Source organism: Sulfurisoma sediminicola (assembly GCF_003865015.1).
In the GTDB taxonomy this organism is placed as follows: domain Bacteria; phylum Pseudomonadota; class Gammaproteobacteria; order Burkholderiales; family Rhodocyclaceae; genus Sulfurisoma; species Sulfurisoma sediminicola.
On record NZ_BHVV01000002.1, the window covers coordinates 284,358 to 299,879 of the forward strand.

Sequence of the window (15,522 nt, forward strand, 5' to 3'; positions counted from 1 at the left end):
CCGCGCCAGCTCGCTGGCGCGGCTTCATTTTCTGTTGCCGCCTTGGCGTTCCATCCTTGGATGGAGCCCACGGCGGTTTGGCTTAGATAAGGCAGGTAATCAAAGTGGCCCGCAAGACTCCCATCGAGCGCTACCGCAACATCGGCATCTCGGCGCACATCGACGCCGGCAAAACGACGACGACGGAGCGCATCCTGTTCTACACCGGCGTCAACCACAAGATCGGCGAAGTGCACGACGGCGCCGCCACCATGGACTGGATGGAGCAGGAGCAGGAGCGCGGCATCACCATTACGTCTGCTGCCACCACCTGTTTCTGGAAAGGTATGGCGGGCAACTATCCCGAGCACCGCGTCAACATCATCGACACCCCGGGCCACGTGGATTTCACCATCGAGGTGGAGCGTTCGATGCGGGTGCTGGATGGTGCCTGCATGGTCTATTGCGCGGTCGGCGGTGTGCAGCCGCAGTCCGAGACGGTGTGGCGCCAGGCCAACAAGTACGGCGTGCCGCGTCTGGCCTTTGTGAACAAAATGGACCGAACCGGCGCCAACTTCTTCAAGGTGCACGACCAGATGCGCGAGCGCCTCAAGGCCAATCCGATTCCCATCCAGATTCCGATCGGCGCAGAGGACAAGTTCGAGGGCGTGGTCGACCTGGTCAAGATGAAGGCCATCATCTGGGATGACGGCAGCCAGGGTACCAAATTTACCTATGGTGAGATTCCGGCTGACCTTGTGGACACTGCCAAGGAATGGCGCGAGAAAATGCTCGAGGCTGCCGCCGAGGCCTCCGAAGAGCTGATGAACAAGTATCTCGAAGAAGGTGACCTTTCCGAGGAGGACATCAAGAAGGCCCTGCGTCAGCGCACCATCGCCAGCGAGATCGTGCCGATGCTGTGCGGCTCCGCTTTCAAGAACAAGGGCGTGCAGGCCATGCTCGACGCCGTCATCGAACTGATGCCGGCACCGACCGACATTCCGCCCGTCACCGGCATCCTCGAGAACGAGACCGAAGGCCAGCGCAAGGCTTCGGACGACGAGCCGTTTGCCGCCCTGGCATTCAAGATCATGACTGACCCTTACGTCGGGCAGCTTACCTTTTTCCGGGTCTACTCCGGGGTCATCAAGTCCGGCGATACCATCTACAACCCGATCAAGGGGCGCAAGGAGCGCATTGGTCGTATTTTGCAGATGCACGCCAACCAGCGCGAAGAAATCAAGGAAGTTTGTGCCGGTGACATCGCCGCCGCGGTCGGTCTCAAGGAGGCGACCACGGGCGAGACGATCTGTGCCCTGGATCACGTCATCACCCTGGTACGCATGGTGTTCCCCGAGCCGGTGATTCACGTTGCCGTCGAGCCGAAGACCAAGGCCGACCAGGAAAAGATGGGCATCGCGCTGAACCGCCTGGCCCAGGAAGATCCGTCCTTCCGTGTCCGCACCGACGAAGAGTCGGGTCAGACCATCATTTCCGGCATGGGCGAACTGCACCTCGAGATTCTCGTCGATCGCATGAAGCGCGAGTTCAACGTCGAGGCCAACGTCGGCGCGCCGCAAGTGGCGTATCGCGAGGCCATCCGCAAGGCGGTTGAACAGGAAGGCAAGTTCGTCAAGCAGTCCGGTGGTCGCGGCCAGTATGGTCACGTCTGGATCAAACTCGAGCCGAACGAAACCGGAAAGGGCTTCGAGTTCGTCGATGCCATCAAGGGCGGCACAGTGCCGCGCGAGTTCATTCCGGCGGTGGAAAAGGGCCTCATCGACACGCTGCCGAATGGCGTACTGGCCGGCTTCCCGGTGGTCGACGTCAAGGTCACCTTGTTCGACGGCTCCTACCACGACGTCGACTCGAACGAAAACGCCTTCAAGATGGCCGCCTCGATGGCCTTCAAGGACGCCATGCGCAAGGCCAGCCCGGTGCTGCTCGAGCCGATGATGGCGGTCGAGGTCGAGACGCCGGAGGACTACATGGGCAACGTCATGGGCGACCTGTCCGGTCGTCGCGGCATCGTGCATGGCATGGAAGACCAGGTCGGGGGCATCAAGCTGATCAAGGCCGAAGTCCCGCTGGCCGAGATGTTCGGCTACTCGACCCAGTTGCGCTCCCTGTCGCAGGGCCGTGCCACTTACTCGATGGAATTCAAGCACTACAGCGAGGCGCCGAAGAACGTCGCCGAAGCCGTCATCAACAAGAAGTAATCTGTTCTTTAAAGGAAGCGAATCATGGCAAAAGGCAAGTTTGAGCGTACGAAGCCGCACGTGAACGTGGGGACGATTGGGCACGTGGATCACGGCAAGACCACGTTGACGGCGGCGATCACGACGATTCTGTCGGCGAAGTTTGGTGGCGAGGCGAAGGCCTACGACCAGATCGATGCGGCGCCGGAAGAGAAAGCGCGCGGCATCACCATCAACACCGCCCACGTCGAATACGAGACGGCTGCCCGCCACTACGCCCACGTCGACTGCCCGGGCCACGCCGACTACGTCAAGAACATGATCACCGGTGCCGCCCAGATGGACGGTGCCATTCTGGTGGTATCCGCCGCCGACGGCCCGATGCCGCAGACGCGCGAGCACATCCTGCTCGCCCGCCAGGTCGGCGTGCCCTACATCATCGTCTTCATGAACAAGTGCGACATGGTCGACGACGCCGAACTGCTCGAGCTCGTCGAAATGGAAGTGCGCGAACTGCTCAGCAAGTACGACTTCCCCGGCGACGACACCCCCATCATCCACGGCAGCGCCGAGCTCGCCATGGAAGGCGACAAGGGCGACCTCGGCGAAGGCGCCATCATGAAACTGGCCGATGCCCTCGACAGCTACATTCCCACCCCCGAGCGCGCCATCGACAAGCCCTTCCTGCTGCCGATCGAAGACGTCTTCTCCATCTCCGGACGCGGCACCGTCGTCACCGGCCGGGTCGAGCGAGGCATTGTCAAGGTCGGCGAAGAAATCGAAATCATCGGCATCCGCCCCACCGTCAAGACCACCTGTACCGGCGTCGAGATGTTCCGCAAGCTGCTCGACCAAGGCCAGGCCGGTGACAACGTCGGCGTGCTGCTGCGCGGCACCAAGCGCGAGGAAATCGAGCGTGGCCAGGTGCTGGCCAAGCCGGGCTCCATCACCCCGCACACCCACTTCAACTCGGAAGTCTATGTCCTGTCGAAGGACGAAGGCGGTCGCCATACCCCGTTCTTCAACGGCTACCGTCCGCAGTTCTACTTCCGGACGACGGACGTCACCGGCAGCATCGAGCTGCCGGCGGGCGTCGAGATGGTGATGCCGGGCGATAACGTGCAGATGACCGTGAAGCTGATCTGCCCGATCGCCATGGAAGAGGGCCTGCGCTTCGCCATCCGCGAAGGCGGCCGCACCGTCGGCGCCGGCGTCGTCGCCAAAATCATCGAGTAAAACCACTTGCACTGCGGGCGAACGGGTGCCATAATTTCGCCCTTTCGCTTTTCGGCGCCCTTTTGCGCGCTGTGCTCTTTAAGGATTCGCAATGCAGAACCAGAAAATTCGCATCCGCCTCAAGGCCTTCGACTACAAGCTGATCGATCAGTCGGCCCTTGAAATTGTGGATACGGCCAAGCGCACCGGCGCCGTCGTGCGCGGTCCCGTGCCGCTGCCCACGCGTATCGAGCGCTATGACGTGCTGCGTTCGCCGCACGTCAACAAGTCTTCGCGCGACCAGTTCGAGATTCGAACCCATTTGCGCCTGATGGATATCATCGATCCCACCGATAAGACCGTGGATGCGCTGATGAAGCTCGACCTGCCTGCCGGCGTGGACGTGGAAATCAAGCTGCAATAAACAATTCTGCCCGCCGCCGCCTTTTTTGGGGGTGGGCTGTATCAGGTAGTCATTGGTAGTCAAACAGGTCCCGGTCAATCGCAACCGGGGTTAGGAGAAAAAATGAGTCTAGGCCTTGTCGGACGCAAGGTTGGCATGACGCGCATTTTCGCCGAGGATGGTCAGTCCATTCCGGTGACGGTGCTCGACGTGTCGAACAACCGCGTCACGCAAATCAAGACGCCTGATGCCGACGGCTATGCCGCGGTACAGGTGACGTTTGGCACGCGTCGCGCCAGCCGGGTGAGCAAGCCCGCTGCCGGCCACCTTGCCAAGGCCGGCGCCGAAGCCGGTCACATCCTCAGGGAATTCCGCGTCGAACAGGATCAGCTCGCCGGCTTCAAGCCCGGTGACGTCGTTTCGGCCACGATCTTCCAGCCGGGGCAGATGGTCGATGTCACGGGTACGAGCCAGGGCAAGGGCTTCACCGGCCCGATCAAGCGCTATCACTTCAGCTCGAACCGCGCGTCGCACGGCAACTCGCTTTCGCACAACTCGGCTGGCTCGATCGGTATGGCGCAGGACCCCGGTCGCGTCTTTCCGGGCAAGCGCATGGCCGGTCACCTCGGCAGCGTGCAGCGCACCCAGCAGAACCTCGAGGTGGTCCGTGTCGACGAGACCCGCCAGCTGCTTCTGGTTAAGGGCGCCGTGCCTGGCTCCAGGGGCGGCGACGTGATCGTCTCCCCGGCCGTCAAGGTCAAGAAGTAAGGGGAGCGCACATGGAACTCAAACTCATAAATGATCAAGGGCAGTCGTCGGCGACCGTTTCCGCCTCCGACACTCTGTTTGGCCGCGACTTCAATGAAGCCCTTGTGCATCAAGTCGTGGTCGCCTATCAGGCCAACGCCCGCTCCGGCAATCGCAAGCAGAAGGACCGCGAAGAGGTTCATCACAGCACGAAGAAGCCGTTCCGCCAGAAGGGCACGGGCCGCGCTCGCGCCGGCATGACTTCCAGCCCGCTGTGGCGTGGCGGCGGCCGCATCTTCCCGAACTCGCCGGAAGAGAACTTCTCGCAGAAGGTCAACCGCAAGATGTATCGTGCCGGCGTTGCCGCGATCCTGTCGCAACTGGCCCGCGAAGATCGCCTCGTCGTGGTCGACAACTTCTCGGTCGATGCGCCGAAAACCAGGCTGGTCGCCCAGAAGCTGAAGGGCATGGGCATGGACTCCGTGCTGGTTATTACTGACAGCCTCGACGACAACCTGCTGCTGGCGGCGCGCAATCTGCCCAACGTGCTCGTTGTAGAGCCGCAGGAGGCCGACCCGGTCTCGCTGATCCGCTTCCCCAAGGTGCTGATGACCAAGGCGGCGGTGACCAAGATGGAGGAGATGCTGGCATGAGCACCCCCAAATTCAACGAAGAACGCCTGTTGCAGGTGCTCGTCGCGCCGCAGATCTCCGAGAAGGCGACCATGATCGCTGACAAGAATGAGCAGGTGATCTTCGTGGTTGTCCCCGATGCGACCAAGCCAGAAATCAAGGCCGCCGTCGAGCTGCTGTTCAAGGTTCAGGTTGACTCGGTCCAGGTTGCCAACATCAAGGGCAAGGTCAAGCGCTCCGGCCGCAACACGGGCCGTCGCTCCGACGTGCGTAAGGCTTTCGTCTGCCTCAAGCCCGGTCAGGAAATCAATTTTGCCGAAGGGGGGGCTGCGTAAATGGCTCTCGTAAAAGTCAAGCCGACATCCGCCGGCCGCCGCGCCGTCGTCAAGGTCGTCAATCCGAATCTGCACAAGGGTGCTCCGCACGCAGCGCTGGTCGAGAAGCAGATCAGCACCGCGGGCCGCAATGCTCACGGCCACATCACCACCCGTCATAAGGGTGGCGGCCACAAGCAGCACTATCGCGTGATCGATTTCCGTCGCAACAAGGATGGCATCCCGGCCAAGGTCGAGCGTCTCGAGTACGACCCCAACCGCACGGCCAACATCGCGCTGCTGCTTTATGCCGATGGCGAGCGTCGCTACATCATCGCGCCGCGTGGCGTGACTGTCGGCCAGGAGGTCGTCAGCGGTTCCGAGGCGCCGATCAAGGCCGGCAATGCCCTGCCGATTCGCAACATCCCGGTCGGTACCACCATCCATTGCATCGAGATCACCCCGGGCAAGGGTGCGCAAATGGCGCGTGCCGCCGGGACGTCTGTGCAGTTGCTGGCGCGTGAGGGCACCTACGCCCAAGTGCGTCTTCGCTCCGGCGAGATCCGTCGTGTGCATGTCGAATGCCGTGCCACCATCGGTGAGGTCGGCAACGAGGAAAACAGCCTGCGCAAGATCGGCAAGGCCGGCGCTCAGCGCTGGCGCGGTATCCGCCCGACCGTCCGCGGTACGGCGATGAACCCAGTCGATCACCCGCATGGCGGCGGCGAAGGCCGTACCGGCGAAGGTCGCGTGCCGGTGAGCCCGTGGGGCCAGCCGACCAAGGGCTATCGCACCCGCAGCAACAAGCGCACGGACAATATGATCGTCCAGCGCCGGCATAAACGCTAAGAGGTAAGACATGGCACGTTCGATCAAAAAAGGCCCGTTCGTCGACGACCACCTGATCAAGAAGGTGGAAGCCGCCCGCGCCTCCAACGACAAGCGCCCGATTAAGACCTGGTCACGCCGTTCGACGGTTTTGCCCGATTTCGTCGGTCTGACCATCGCGGTGCATAACGGCAAGCAACACATCCCCGTGTATGTCTCCGAGAACATGGTCGGCCACAAGCTGGGCGAGTTCTCGCTGACCCGCACCTTCAAGGGTCACACCGGCGGCAAGAAAGCCGTCGCGAAGCGCTAAGGAGCCGAGATGGAAACCAATGCGATTCTGCGCGGTGTCCGCCTGTCCGCCCAAAAGGGACGCCTCGTTGCGGACCTGGTGCGCGGCAAGCCGGTCGATCAGGCGCTCAACATCCTCGCCTTCAGCCCGAAAAAGGGTGCCGTCATTCTCAAGAAAGTGCTGGAGTCGGCGATTGCCAATGCCGAGCACAACGACGGTGCCGACATCGACAGCCTGAAGGTGACCCGTGTCTACGTCGAAAAGGCGGCGGTACTGAAGCGCTTCACTGCCCGCGCCAAGGGGCGCGGCAACCGTATCGTGAAGCCCACCTGCCACTTCTTCGTGACCGTCGGGGATTAAGGAAAATATATGGGACAGAAGATTCATCCGACCGGTTTTCGCCTCTCGGTCACGCGCGACTGGACGTCGAAGTGGTACGCCAATTCCAAGATGTTCTCCCAAATGCTGCTGGGCGACATCGGGGTTCGCGACTACCTGAAGAAGAAGCTGGCGCATGCCTCCGTCGGTCGCGTTGTCATCGAACGCCCGGCCAAGAACGCCCGCGTCACCATCTATAGCGCCCGCCCCGGCGTCGTCATCGGCAAGAAGGGCGAGGACATCGAGGCGCTCAAGAAAGAACTGCAGACTCGCATGGGCGTGCCGGTGCACGTCAACATCGAGGAAATCCGCAAGCCCGAGACCGATGCCCAGCTGATTGCCGACTCGATCGCCCAGCAGCTGGAAAAGCGCATCATGTTCCGTCGTGCCATGAAGCGCGCGATGCAGAACGCCATGCGCCTCGGTGCGCAGGGCATCAAGATCATGAGCTCGGGTCGCCTCAACGGCGCCGAGATCGCGCGCCGCGAGTGGTACCGCGAAGGACGCGTGCCGCTGCACACGCTGCGCGCCGATATCGACTACGGTACCTCCGAGGCCAAGACCACGTACGGCATCATCGGCATCAAGGTCTGGGTGTTCAAGGGTGAGAGCGTCGGTCGCCACGACGCGCTCACCGCCGCTCCGGAGATGCCTGCCGAAGATCCCCGCAAGGCCCGTCGTCCCGCCAACCGTCCGGCCGCCAAGCCCGAAGGCGACGCACAGAAGCGTCCCGCCACCCGCAAGCCGGCCGCAGCCAAGCCCGACGCGACGGCGGCCGACACCCCGGCCAAGGCCGCCGTCAAGCGCGTGCGCAAGCCCGCCGCGCCGGACGCTGGTACGGAAAGCAAGGAGTAATAAGTCATGCTGCAACCCGCACGCAGGAAATACCGCAAGGAACAGAAGGGCCGCAACGTCGGCCTCGCCACGCGCGGTGCCAAGGTGAGCTTCGGTGAGTACGGCCTCAAGGCCACCGGCCGCGGCCGCCTCACCGCCCGCCAGATCGAGGCCGCCCGTCGCGCCATGACCCGTCACATCAAGCGCGGCGGCCGCATCTGGATCCGCATCTTCCCGGACAAGCCGATTTCCAAGAAGCCGGCCGAAGTCCGCATGGGTAACGGCAAAGGCTCGCCCGAATACTGGGTCGCCGAAATCCAGCCGGGCAAGGTGCTCTACGAGATGGATGGCGTCGACGAAACGCTGGCGCGCGAGGCGTTCCGCCTGGCAGCGGCCAAGCTGCCGATCGAAACCACCTTCGTCACCCGCCACCTGGGGTAAGAGATGAAAGCTAACGAACTTAGACAGAAGAATGAGGCCGAACTCGGCAAAGAGCTGCTCGACCTGCGCAAGGCGCAGTTCTCGCTGCGCATGCAACTGGCGACGCAGCAGCTCAACAACACGTCCCAGCTCGGCAAGGTGCGCAAGGATATCGCGCGCATCAAGACCATCCAGCGTGAAAAGGCGGCTGCGAAATGAACGAAACCGTTGAAACCCGCCGCACCCTGCAAGGCCGCGTCGTCAGCGACAAGATGGCCAAGACCGTCACCGTCCTCGTCGAGCGCCGTGTCAAGCACCCGCTGATCGGCAAGGTCATGATCCGCTCCAGAAAGTACCATGCCCACGTCGAAGGCCTTGAGGCCGGCGCCGGCGATATGGTGCAGATCGAGGAATGCGCCCCGATTTCCAAGACCAAGGCTTGGCGCGTCACCAAGGTCGTCGAAAAGGCGCGCGGCGTCTGACGCAAAATAGAGCAGTACGGTAGTTGACACATCGGAGGCGGGGTACTAGAATCTCGCCTCTTTTTGATCGCCGGTCGCCTGGCTGGTCTTGGCGCACCGGTACCCCACCCGGACGGGTTCCAAGACTGACCACGAGCTAGTGGATTAAGTTGGAGAAATACAAATGATCCAAATGCAATCGATACTGGACGTCGCCGATAACACCGGCGCCCGTTCGGTCATGTGCATCAAGGTGATGGGCGGCTCCAAACGTCGCTACGCCGGTATCGGCGACATCATCAAGGTGAGCATCAAGGACGCCGCGCCGCGCGGCCGTGTCAAGAAGGGCGAGATCTACAGCGCCGTGGTGGTTCGCACCGCCAAGGGCGTGCGTCGTCCCGATGGCTCGCTGGTCAAGTTCGACGGCAACGCCGCCGTGCTGCTCAACAACAAGCTGGAGCCGATCGGTACCCGCATCTTCGGGCCGGTGACGCGGGAACTGCGCACCGAGAAGTTCATGAAGATCGTCTCCCTGGCCCCTGAGGTTCTGTAAAGGATACGGCCATGAACAAGATTCGCAAAGGCGATGACGTGATCGTCATCACGGGAAAAGACAAGGGCAAGCGCGGTACCGTGCTGATTCGCGTCGACGAAGAGCGCCTCGTCGTCGAGGGCATCAACCGCGTCAAGAAGCACACCAAGCCGAACCCGATGAAGGGACAGCCGGGCGGCATCGTCGAAAAAGAGATGCCGATCCACATTTCCAATGTCGCATTGTTCAACCCCGCCACCAAGAAGGCGGACCGTGTCGGCGTCAAGACGCTCGAAGACGGCCGCAAGGTGCGCGTGTTCAAGTCGAACAGCGAAGTCGTAGACGCGTAAGGATAGATCATGGCGCGCTTGCAGCAGTATTACAAAGACACCGTTGTCGGCCAGCTTCGCGAGAAGTTCGGCTACACATCCCCGATGGAAGTGCCGCGCATCACCAAAATCACGCTCAATATGGGTGTTGGCGAGGCGGTGGGCGACAAGAAGATCCTCGATCACGCCGTTGGTGACATGGTCAAGATCGCCGGCCAGAAGCCTGTCGTCACCAAGGCGCGCAAGGCTATTGCCGGTTTCAAGATCCGTGAAGGCTATCCGATCGGCTGCATGGTGACGCTGCGCGGCACCCGCATGTTCGAGTTCCTCGATCGTTTCGTCAGCATCGCCATGCCGCGTATCCGCGACTTCCGCGGCGTGCCGGGCAACAAAGGCTTCGATGGTCGCGGCAACTACAACATCGGTGTGAAAGAGCAGATCATTTTCCCCGAGATCGAGTACGACAAGATCGACGCCTTGCGTGGCATGAATATCAGCATCACCACGACGGCGAAGACCGACGACGAGGCCAAGGCCCTGCTCGCCGCTTTCAAATTCCCCTTCAAGAACTGAGGGAACCATGGCGAAACTTGCACTAATCAATCGCGAAGCCAAGCGCGCCAAGCTGGTGGCCAAATATGCCGCCAAGCGCGCCGAGCTCTTTGCCATTATCAACAACGCCAAGCTGGACGACGAGGAGCGCATGGCAGCGCGTTCTAAGTTGCAGCAGCTTCCCCGTGATGCCAGCCCGGCCCGCCAGCGCAACCGTTGTGCGCTGACAGGCCGCCCGCGCGGTGTCTTCCGCAAGTTCGGCCTGTGCCGACTCAAGCTGCGCGAAAGCGCCATGCGCGGCGAAGTGCCGGGCATGGTCAAGGCGAGCTGGTAAGGAGATCGATAAATGAGTATGACCGATCCTATCGCCGACATGCTGACCCGCATCCGCAACGCGCAGATGGCGGACAAGGTGGCGGTGACCATGCCTTCCTCCAAGATCAAGGTGTCCATCGCCAAGGTGCTCAAGGACGAGGGCTACATCGACGATTTCGCCGTGCGCGACAATGGTGGCAAGCCCGAACTCGACATCGCCCTCAAGTACTACGCCGGTCGTCCGGTCATCGAACGCATCGAGCGCGTTTCGAAGCCCGGCCTGCGAGTCTACAAGGGCACCGATGACCTGCCGCGCGTGATGAATGGCCTCGGCGTCGCCATCGTCTCCACCCCCAAGGGTGTCATGACCGACCGCAAGGCTCGCGCCAGCAATGTCGGCGGCGAAGTTCTCTGCGTCGTGGCCTAAGGAGAGACGAAACATGTCCCGTGTTGCCAAATATCCCGTGGCCGTGCCGAAGGGCGTCGACGTGACCCTCGCCGGCGAGAACATCACCGTCAAGGGCCCGCTCGGTTCCCTGACGCAGGCGATCCTGCCTTCGGTGACGATTGCCCGCGAGGGCGACAACCTGCAGTGTCGCGGCGTCGAGGGCTCCGTCAATGGCGGCGCCATGTCCGGCACCATGCGTGCGCTGGTGAACAACATGGTCAACGGCGTGACCAAGGGCTTCGAGAAGAAGCTCACTCTCGTCGGCGTCGGCTACAAGGCGCAGGCCCAGGGCAGCAAGCTCAACCTGTCGCTCGGCTTTTCGCACCCCGTCGTGCATGACATGCCCAACGGCATCAAGGTGGAAACGCCGACTCCGACCGAGATCGTGATCAAGGGAACCGACCGCCAAGTGGTCGGCCAGGTGGCTGCCGAAGTCCGCGCCTACCGCTCGCCCGAGCCCTACAAGGGCAAGGGTGTGCGCTATGCCGACGAGGTGGTCGTCATCAAGGAAACGAAGAAGAAGTAAGGGCGCAGGAAAATGGACAAGAAACAGACTCGTCTCCGCCGCGCGCGCAAAACCCGCGCCAAGATTGCGGAACTCAATATGGTCCGCCTCGCAGTGCATCGCACCAACGGCCATATCTACGCCCAGGTCTATTCGGGTTGCGGCACGCAGGTGCTGGCCGCCGCGTCGACCGTCGAGGCCGACGTGCGCAAGCAGGTCCCCAACGGCGGCAACGTCGCCGCGGCCAAGCTTGTCGGCAAGTTGATCGCCGAGCGCGCCAAGGCCAAGGGCGTCGAGGCCGTTGCCTTCGACCGTTCCGGCTTCAACTATCACGGCCGCGTCAAGGCGCTGGCTGAGGCGGCCCGCGAAGGCGGCCTCAAGTTCTGAGCGAGAACATCATGGCTAAACCACAAGGCAAGAAACAGCAACAGACCACCGAAGAGCGCGACGACGGCCTGCGCGAAAAGATGGTCTCCATCAACCGCGTCACCAAGGTGGTGAAGGGCGGTCGTATCCTCGGCTTTGCCGCGCTGACCGTGGTCGGCGATGGTGATGGCGGCGTCGGCATGGGCAAGGGCAAGTCGCGCGAAGTGCCGGTCGCGGTACAGAAGGCGATGGAGGAAGCCCGTCGCAAGATGGTCAAGATCGCCCTCAAGGACGGCACCCTGCATCATTCCGTGACCGGCAAGCACGGCGCCACCACGGTGCTGATGTCGCCGGCACCGTCCGGCACCGGCGTCATCGCCGGCGGCCCGATGCGCGCCGTGTTCGAGGTCATGGGCGTGACCGACGTCGTCGCCAAGACCATCGGCTCGACCAACCCCTACAACCTGGTCCGCGCCACGCTGCACGGTCTGCAGGCCATGAGCACCCCGGCCGAGATCGCAGCCAAGCGCGGCAAGAGCATTCAGGACATCCTGGAGTAAGCGATGGCGGACAACAAAATCAAGGTGACGCTGGTCAAGAGCGTCATCGGCACCAAGCAGGACCACCGTGCCACCGTGCGCGGGCTGGGTCTGCGCAAGATCAACAGCAGCGCGATGCTCGAGGATACGCCCGCGGTGCGCGGCATGATCCGCAAGATCGCCTATCTGGTGAAGGTCGAGGGCTAAATGGAACTGAATACTATCAAGCCGGGCGCCGGCTCCAAGCACGCCAGCAAGCGCGTCGGTCGTGGTATTGGTAGCGGCCTGGGCAAAACCGCCGGTCGTGGCCACAAGGGGCAGAAGTCCCGTGCCGGCGGCTTCCACAAGGTCGGTTTCGAAGGCGGTCAGATGCCGATGCAGCGTCGCCTGCCCAAGCGTGGCTTCGTTTCTCTGGTTGCCGGTCGCAACGTCGAGGTTCGCCTTTCGGAACTCGAAAAACTGCCGGTCGGGGAAGTCGACCTGCTGGTGCTCAAGCAGGCGGGTTTCGTTCCCGCCGACGCGCTGTCCGCCAAGGTGATCCTGTCCGGCACGCTGAGCAAGAAGATCGCGCTCAAGGGCGTCGGTGCGACCAAGGGCGCCAAGGCGGCGATCGAAGCCGTCGGCGGTTCCGTCGCCGAAATCGCCGCGGCCTGACGGGCGCACCTGACAGGGAACGGGGACGCAATTGGCCACCACCATGCAGCAGGCGGCTGCGCTGGGCAAGACCGCGAAGTTCGGCGACCTCTGGCGCCGGCTGTGGTTCCTGCTGGGCGCCATTGTCGTCTATCGCATCGGCGCCCACATCCCTGTTCCGGGCATCGATCCCGCCAAGCTGGCCGAGCTGTTCCAGGGCCAGCAGGGCGGCATTCTGGGTGTCTTCAACCTTTTCTCGGGTGGTGCGCTGTCGCGTTTCACCATCTTCGCCCTGGGCATCATGCCCTACATCTCCTCCTCGATCATCATGCAGCTGATGACGATCGCCGTTCCGTCGCTGGAACAGCTGAAGAAGGAGGGGGAGGCCGGACGTCGCAAGATCACGCAATACACCCGCTATGGTACGTTGCTGCTGGCGCTGTTTCAGGGCCTCGGCATCGCCATCGCACTCGAGTCGCAGGCCGGTCTGGTCCTCGACCCCGGCATGATGTTCCGCCTCGTCACCGTGATGACGCTGGTCACCGGCACCATGTTCCTGATGTGGTTGGGCGAGCAGATCACCGAGCGCGGTCTCGGCAACGGTATTTCCATCATCATCTTCGCCGGTATCGCCGCCGGCCTGCCCAACGCGCTGGGTGGCCTGTTCGAACTGGTACGCACCGGTTCGATGCATCCGCTGGTGGCGCTGTTCATCTGCCTGCTGGTGGCGCTGGTGACGGGCTTCGTCGTCTTCGTCGAGCGTGGCCAACGCAAGATCCTGGTGAACTACGCCAAGCGCCAGGTCGGCAACAAGATATACGGCGGCCAGAGCTCGCACCTGCCCCTGAAGCTGAACATGGCGGGCGTGATCCCGCCGATCTTCGCCTCCTCGATCATCCTGTTCCCGGCGACGGTGGCCGGCTGGTTCGGCTCGAGTGAGGGCATGACCTGGCTCAAGGACATCGCGGCCACGCTGGCACCTGGGCAGCCGATCTACGTCATGCTCTATGCCACCGCGATCGTCTTCTTCTGTTTCTTCTATACCGCGCTGGTCTTCAACTCCAAGGAAACGGCCGACAACCTCAAGAAGAGCGGCGCCTTCGTCCCCGGCATTCGTCCCGGTGACCAGACCGCTCGCTACATCGACAAGATCCTGATGCGGCTGACGTTGGTTGGCGCAATTTACGTCACCCTGGTCTGCCTGCTGCCCGAATTCCTCATCCTCAAGTGGAACGTGCCGTTCTACTTCGGTGGCACCTCGCTGCTGATCATCGTCGTGGTGACCATGGACTTCATGTCGCAGGTACAGGCCTACGTGATGTCGCATCAGTACGAGAGCCTGTTGAAGAAGGCCAATTTCAAGGGGGCGGGGCTGCCGGTCCGTTGATTCCGCATGTCCAAGGATGACGTCATCGAAATGCAGGGTGAGGTAATGGAAAACTTGCCCAACGCCACGTTCAAGGTAAAGCTCGAGAACGGACATATCGTGCTCGGTCACATCTCCGGCAAGATGCGCATGCACTACATCCGCATCCTCCCCGGCGACAAGGTCACTGTCCAGCTCACCCCGTACGATCTGACCAAGGGGCGGATTGTTTTCCGCGCCAAGTAACAGTAACGAACCAATTTCCCGGAGACCATCATGAAAGTTCTCGCTTCGGTCAAGCGTATTTGCCGCAAATGCAAGATCATCCGCCGTAATGGCGTGGTCCGCGTGATTTGCACCGATCCGCGCCACAAGCAGCGCCAGGGTTGATCAACCGATCATCACTGGATATAATTATCAGTTTCGCAATTTTGGCGATAAATAGCTAAGGTAGAGACATGGCCCGTATCGCAGGCGTCAACATTCCGAACCACCAGCATACCGAGATCGCGCTGACCGCGATCTACGGCATCGGCCGCACCCGTGCGCAGAAGATCTGCGATATGGCCGGCATCAAGCGTTCGACCAAGATCAAGGATCTCAACGACAGCCAGCTGGACAAGCTGCGCGAGGAGATCGGCAAGTTCACCGTCGAGGGCGACTTGCGCCGCGAGGTGACCATGAGCATCAAGCGTCTCATGGACCTCAGCTGCTACCGTGGCGTCCGCCATCGTCGCGGCCTGCCGTGCCGCGGTCAGCGTACCCGCACCAACGCCCGTACCCGCAAGGGCCCGCGCAAAGCCATCGCCGCGTCGAAGAAATAACCAGGAATCGAATACATGGCCAAGCCCGCTACCAAAGTCCGCAAGAAGGTCAAGAAAAACGTCGCCGAGGGCATCGCCCACGTTCACGCGTCGTTCAACAACACCATCATCACCATCACCGATCGCCAGGGCAATGCCCTGTCGTGGGCGACCTCCGGCGGCGCCGGCTTCAAGGGCTCGCGCAAGTCGACGCCTTTTGCCGCCCAGGTGGCCGCAGAAGCCGCGGGCAAGGTCGCCCTGGACTGTGGCATCAAGAATCTCGAAGTGCGCATCAAGGGTCCCGGCCCCGGCCGCGAATCCGCGGTGCGCGCGCTCAACGCCCTCGGCATCAAGATTTCCAGCATCACGGATATCACGCCGATCCCCCACAACGGTTGCCGGCCGCCCAAGCGCCGTCGCATCTAAGGCTGAG

The 15,522-nt window shown here is 62.2% G+C and carries 28 protein-coding genes; all 28 read left to right on the top strand.

The features are described 5' to 3' along the window. Nucleotides 1–104: 104 nt before the first annotated feature. Nucleotides 105–2,198, top strand: coding sequence for an elongation factor G (gene fusA, locus EJE94_RS05400; RefSeq protein WP_121240423.1), 2,094 nt, complete (start codon nt 105–107; stop codon nt 2,196–2,198). 24 nt (nt 2,199–2,222) lie between these two features. After that, a complete protein-coding gene (tuf, locus tag EJE94_RS05405) occupies nt 2,223–3,413 on the top strand; it encodes an elongation factor Tu (protein ID WP_124962399.1) in 1,191 nt (396 codons plus the stop codon). A gap of 91 nt (nt 3,414–3,504) precedes the next feature. Continuing rightward, nucleotides 3,505–3,816 (top strand): 30S ribosomal protein S10, encoded by a 312-nt coding sequence (gene rpsJ / locus EJE94_RS05410; protein ID WP_121240424.1) that lies wholly within the window; start codon nt 3,505–3,507, stop codon nt 3,814–3,816. Nucleotides 3,817–3,918: 102 nt separating this feature from the next. Then, on the top strand, nt 3,919–4,563 hold the full coding sequence (rplC, locus tag EJE94_RS05415) for a 50S ribosomal protein L3 (RefSeq protein ID WP_121240425.1): 645 nt from the start codon (nt 3,919–3,921) through the stop codon (nt 4,561–4,563). Between the two features lie 11 nt (nt 4,564–4,574). Next, nucleotides 4,575–5,195, top strand: a complete 621-nt coding sequence (gene rplD, locus EJE94_RS05420) for a 50S ribosomal protein L4 (RefSeq protein ID WP_121240426.1) — start codon at nt 4,575–4,577, stop codon at nt 5,193–5,195. Then, nucleotides 5,192–5,509, top strand: a complete 318-nt coding sequence (gene rplW, locus EJE94_RS05425; protein WP_121240427.1) for a 50S ribosomal protein L23 — start codon at nt 5,192–5,194, stop codon at nt 5,507–5,509. The genes rplD and rplW overlap by 4 nt, the downstream gene beginning before the upstream one ends. Beyond that, complete coding sequence (rplB, locus tag EJE94_RS05430) at nt 5,510–6,337, top strand: 50S ribosomal protein L2 (RefSeq protein ID WP_121240428.1); 828 nt, start codon at nt 5,510–5,512, stop codon at nt 6,335–6,337. 10 nt (nt 6,338–6,347) lie between these two features. Further along, nucleotides 6,348–6,629: a 30S ribosomal protein S19 gene (rpsS, locus tag EJE94_RS05435; protein WP_121240429.1), complete on the top strand. Its 282-nt coding sequence runs from the start codon at nt 6,348–6,350 to the stop codon at nt 6,627–6,629. 9 nt (nt 6,630–6,638) lie between these two features. Then, nucleotides 6,639–6,968 (top strand): 50S ribosomal protein L22, encoded by a 330-nt coding sequence (rplV, locus tag EJE94_RS05440; RefSeq protein WP_121240430.1) that lies wholly within the window; start codon nt 6,639–6,641, stop codon nt 6,966–6,968. Between the two features lie 9 nt (nt 6,969–6,977). Beyond that, nucleotides 6,978–7,841 (top strand): 30S ribosomal protein S3, encoded by an 864-nt coding sequence (gene rpsC / locus EJE94_RS05445; protein ID WP_121240431.1) that lies wholly within the window; start codon nt 6,978–6,980, stop codon nt 7,839–7,841. 6 nt (nt 7,842–7,847) lie between these two features. Then, complete coding sequence (rplP, locus tag EJE94_RS05450) at nt 7,848–8,261, top strand: 50S ribosomal protein L16 (RefSeq protein WP_121240432.1); 414 nt, start codon at nt 7,848–7,850, stop codon at nt 8,259–8,261. Nucleotides 8,262–8,264: 3 nt separating this feature from the next. Then, nucleotides 8,265–8,459, top strand: a complete 195-nt coding sequence (gene rpmC, locus EJE94_RS05455; protein ID WP_121240433.1) for a 50S ribosomal protein L29 — start codon at nt 8,265–8,267, stop codon at nt 8,457–8,459. After that, nucleotides 8,456–8,722 (top strand): 30S ribosomal protein S17, encoded by a 267-nt coding sequence (rpsQ, locus tag EJE94_RS05460; RefSeq protein WP_121240434.1) that lies wholly within the window; start codon nt 8,456–8,458, stop codon nt 8,720–8,722. Before rpmC ends, rpsQ begins: the two co-directional genes overlap by 4 nt. Nucleotides 8,723–8,885: 163 nt before the next feature. Beyond that, the gene (gene rplN / locus EJE94_RS05465; RefSeq protein ID WP_121240435.1) at nt 8,886–9,254 is read left to right on the top strand and encodes a 50S ribosomal protein L14; all 369 of its coding nucleotides are present in this window, start codon (nt 8,886–8,888) and stop codon (nt 9,252–9,254) included. 11 nt (nt 9,255–9,265) lie between these two features. Then, nucleotides 9,266–9,583 carry a 50S ribosomal protein L24 gene (gene rplX / locus EJE94_RS05470; protein ID WP_121240436.1) on the top strand — a complete coding sequence of 106 codons (318 nt, stop codon included), beginning with the start codon at nt 9,266–9,268 and terminating at the stop codon, nt 9,581–9,583. Nucleotides 9,584–9,592: 9 nt separating this feature from the next. After that, nucleotides 9,593–10,135 (top strand): 50S ribosomal protein L5, encoded by a 543-nt coding sequence (gene rplE / locus EJE94_RS05475; protein ID WP_121240437.1) that lies wholly within the window; start codon nt 9,593–9,595, stop codon nt 10,133–10,135. Between the two features lie 7 nt (nt 10,136–10,142). Continuing rightward, nucleotides 10,143–10,448, top strand: coding sequence for a 30S ribosomal protein S14 (gene rpsN / locus EJE94_RS05480; protein WP_121240438.1), 306 nt, complete (start codon nt 10,143–10,145; stop codon nt 10,446–10,448). A gap of 12 nt (nt 10,449–10,460) precedes the next feature. Then, nucleotides 10,461–10,856 carry a 30S ribosomal protein S8 gene (gene rpsH, locus EJE94_RS05485; RefSeq protein ID WP_121240439.1) on the top strand — a complete coding sequence of 132 codons (396 nt, stop codon included), beginning with the start codon at nt 10,461–10,463 and terminating at the stop codon, nt 10,854–10,856. 13 nt (nt 10,857–10,869) lie between these two features. Further along, the gene (gene rplF, locus EJE94_RS05490; RefSeq protein WP_121240440.1) at nt 10,870–11,403 is read left to right on the top strand and encodes a 50S ribosomal protein L6; all 534 of its coding nucleotides are present in this window, start codon (nt 10,870–10,872) and stop codon (nt 11,401–11,403) included. Between the two features lie 12 nt (nt 11,404–11,415). Continuing rightward, complete coding sequence (gene rplR, locus EJE94_RS05495) at nt 11,416–11,769, top strand: 50S ribosomal protein L18 (protein WP_121240441.1); 354 nt, start codon at nt 11,416–11,418, stop codon at nt 11,767–11,769. An 11-nt stretch (nt 11,770–11,780) separates the two neighbouring features. After that, nucleotides 11,781–12,308, top strand: a complete 528-nt coding sequence (gene rpsE, locus EJE94_RS05500) for a 30S ribosomal protein S5 (protein WP_121240442.1) — start codon at nt 11,781–11,783, stop codon at nt 12,306–12,308. Between the two features lie 3 nt (nt 12,309–12,311). Beyond that, nucleotides 12,312–12,494, top strand: coding sequence for a 50S ribosomal protein L30 (gene rpmD, locus EJE94_RS05505; RefSeq protein WP_121240443.1), 183 nt, complete (start codon nt 12,312–12,314; stop codon nt 12,492–12,494). Then, a complete protein-coding gene (gene rplO, locus EJE94_RS05510) occupies nt 12,495–12,941 on the top strand; it encodes a 50S ribosomal protein L15 (protein ID WP_121240444.1) in 447 nt (148 codons plus the stop codon). A 43-nt stretch (nt 12,942–12,984) separates the two neighbouring features. After that, complete coding sequence (gene secY / locus EJE94_RS05515; protein WP_121240445.1) at nt 12,985–14,307, top strand: preprotein translocase subunit SecY; 1,323 nt, start codon at nt 12,985–12,987, stop codon at nt 14,305–14,307. Nucleotides 14,308–14,313: 6 nt separating this feature from the next. After that, entirely contained in the window at nt 14,314–14,532 is a 219-nt protein-coding gene (gene infA, locus EJE94_RS05520; protein ID WP_121240446.1) for a translation initiation factor IF-1, read from the top strand. 30 nt (nt 14,533–14,562) lie between these two features. Beyond that, nucleotides 14,563–14,676 carry a 50S ribosomal protein L36 gene (gene rpmJ / locus EJE94_RS05525; protein WP_121240447.1) on the top strand — a complete coding sequence of 38 codons (114 nt, stop codon included), beginning with the start codon at nt 14,563–14,565 and terminating at the stop codon, nt 14,674–14,676. Between the two features lie 68 nt (nt 14,677–14,744). Beyond that, the gene (gene rpsM, locus EJE94_RS05530; RefSeq protein ID WP_121240448.1) at nt 14,745–15,110 is read left to right on the top strand and encodes a 30S ribosomal protein S13; all 366 of its coding nucleotides are present in this window, start codon (nt 14,745–14,747) and stop codon (nt 15,108–15,110) included. 15 nt (nt 15,111–15,125) lie between these two features. Continuing rightward, the gene (gene rpsK / locus EJE94_RS05535; RefSeq protein ID WP_121240449.1) at nt 15,126–15,515 is read left to right on the top strand and encodes a 30S ribosomal protein S11; all 390 of its coding nucleotides are present in this window, start codon (nt 15,126–15,128) and stop codon (nt 15,513–15,515) included. Nucleotides 15,516–15,522: the final 7 nt, after the last annotated feature.

Excerpts from the sequence above, each read along its gene's own strand:
- tuf (WP_124962399.1), top strand. The coding sequence starts at position 2,223 with ATGGCAAAAGGCAAGTTTGAGCGTACGAAGCCGCACGTGAACGTGGGG.
- rpsJ (WP_121240424.1), top strand. The coding sequence starts at position 3,505 with ATGCAGAACCAGAAAATTCGCATCCGCCTCAAGGCCTTCGACTACAAG.
- rplC (WP_121240425.1), top strand. The coding sequence starts at position 3,919 with ATGAGTCTAGGCCTTGTCGGACGCAAGGTTGGCATGACGCGCATTTTC.
- rplD (WP_121240426.1), top strand. The coding sequence starts at position 4,575 with ATGGAACTCAAACTCATAAATGATCAAGGGCAGTCGTCGGCGACCGTT.
- rplW (WP_121240427.1), top strand. The coding sequence starts at position 5,192 with ATGAGCACCCCCAAATTCAACGAAGAACGCCTGTTGCAGGTGCTCGTC.
- rplB (WP_121240428.1), top strand. The coding sequence starts at position 5,510 with ATGGCTCTCGTAAAAGTCAAGCCGACATCCGCCGGCCGCCGCGCCGTC.
- rpsS (WP_121240429.1), top strand. The coding sequence starts at position 6,348 with ATGGCACGTTCGATCAAAAAAGGCCCGTTCGTCGACGACCACCTGATC.
- rplV (WP_121240430.1), top strand. The coding sequence starts at position 6,639 with ATGGAAACCAATGCGATTCTGCGCGGTGTCCGCCTGTCCGCCCAAAAG.
- rpsC (WP_121240431.1), top strand. The coding sequence starts at position 6,978 with ATGGGACAGAAGATTCATCCGACCGGTTTTCGCCTCTCGGTCACGCGC.
- rplP (WP_121240432.1), top strand. The coding sequence starts at position 7,848 with ATGCTGCAACCCGCACGCAGGAAATACCGCAAGGAACAGAAGGGCCGC.
- rpmC (WP_121240433.1), top strand. The coding sequence starts at position 8,265 with ATGAAAGCTAACGAACTTAGACAGAAGAATGAGGCCGAACTCGGCAAA.
- rpsQ (WP_121240434.1), top strand. The coding sequence starts at position 8,456 with ATGAACGAAACCGTTGAAACCCGCCGCACCCTGCAAGGCCGCGTCGTC.
- rplN (WP_121240435.1), top strand. The coding sequence starts at position 8,886 with ATGATCCAAATGCAATCGATACTGGACGTCGCCGATAACACCGGCGCC.
- rplX (WP_121240436.1), top strand. The coding sequence starts at position 9,266 with ATGAACAAGATTCGCAAAGGCGATGACGTGATCGTCATCACGGGAAAA.
- rplE (WP_121240437.1), top strand. The coding sequence starts at position 9,593 with ATGGCGCGCTTGCAGCAGTATTACAAAGACACCGTTGTCGGCCAGCTT.
- rpsN (WP_121240438.1), top strand. The coding sequence starts at position 10,143 with ATGGCGAAACTTGCACTAATCAATCGCGAAGCCAAGCGCGCCAAGCTG.
- rpsH (WP_121240439.1), top strand. The coding sequence starts at position 10,461 with ATGAGTATGACCGATCCTATCGCCGACATGCTGACCCGCATCCGCAAC.
- rplF (WP_121240440.1), top strand. The coding sequence starts at position 10,870 with ATGTCCCGTGTTGCCAAATATCCCGTGGCCGTGCCGAAGGGCGTCGAC.
- rplR (WP_121240441.1), top strand. The coding sequence starts at position 11,416 with ATGGACAAGAAACAGACTCGTCTCCGCCGCGCGCGCAAAACCCGCGCC.
- rpsE (WP_121240442.1), top strand. The coding sequence starts at position 11,781 with ATGGCTAAACCACAAGGCAAGAAACAGCAACAGACCACCGAAGAGCGC.
- rpmD (WP_121240443.1), top strand. The coding sequence starts at position 12,312 with ATGGCGGACAACAAAATCAAGGTGACGCTGGTCAAGAGCGTCATCGGC.
- rplO (WP_121240444.1), top strand. The coding sequence starts at position 12,495 with ATGGAACTGAATACTATCAAGCCGGGCGCCGGCTCCAAGCACGCCAGC.
- secY (WP_121240445.1), top strand. The coding sequence starts at position 12,985 with ATGCAGCAGGCGGCTGCGCTGGGCAAGACCGCGAAGTTCGGCGACCTC.
- infA (WP_121240446.1), top strand. The coding sequence starts at position 14,314 with ATGTCCAAGGATGACGTCATCGAAATGCAGGGTGAGGTAATGGAAAAC.
- rpmJ (WP_121240447.1), top strand. The coding sequence starts at position 14,563 with ATGAAAGTTCTCGCTTCGGTCAAGCGTATTTGCCGCAAATGCAAGATC.
- rpsM (WP_121240448.1), top strand. The coding sequence starts at position 14,745 with ATGGCCCGTATCGCAGGCGTCAACATTCCGAACCACCAGCATACCGAG.
- rpsK (WP_121240449.1), top strand. The coding sequence starts at position 15,126 with ATGGCCAAGCCCGCTACCAAAGTCCGCAAGAAGGTCAAGAAAAACGTC.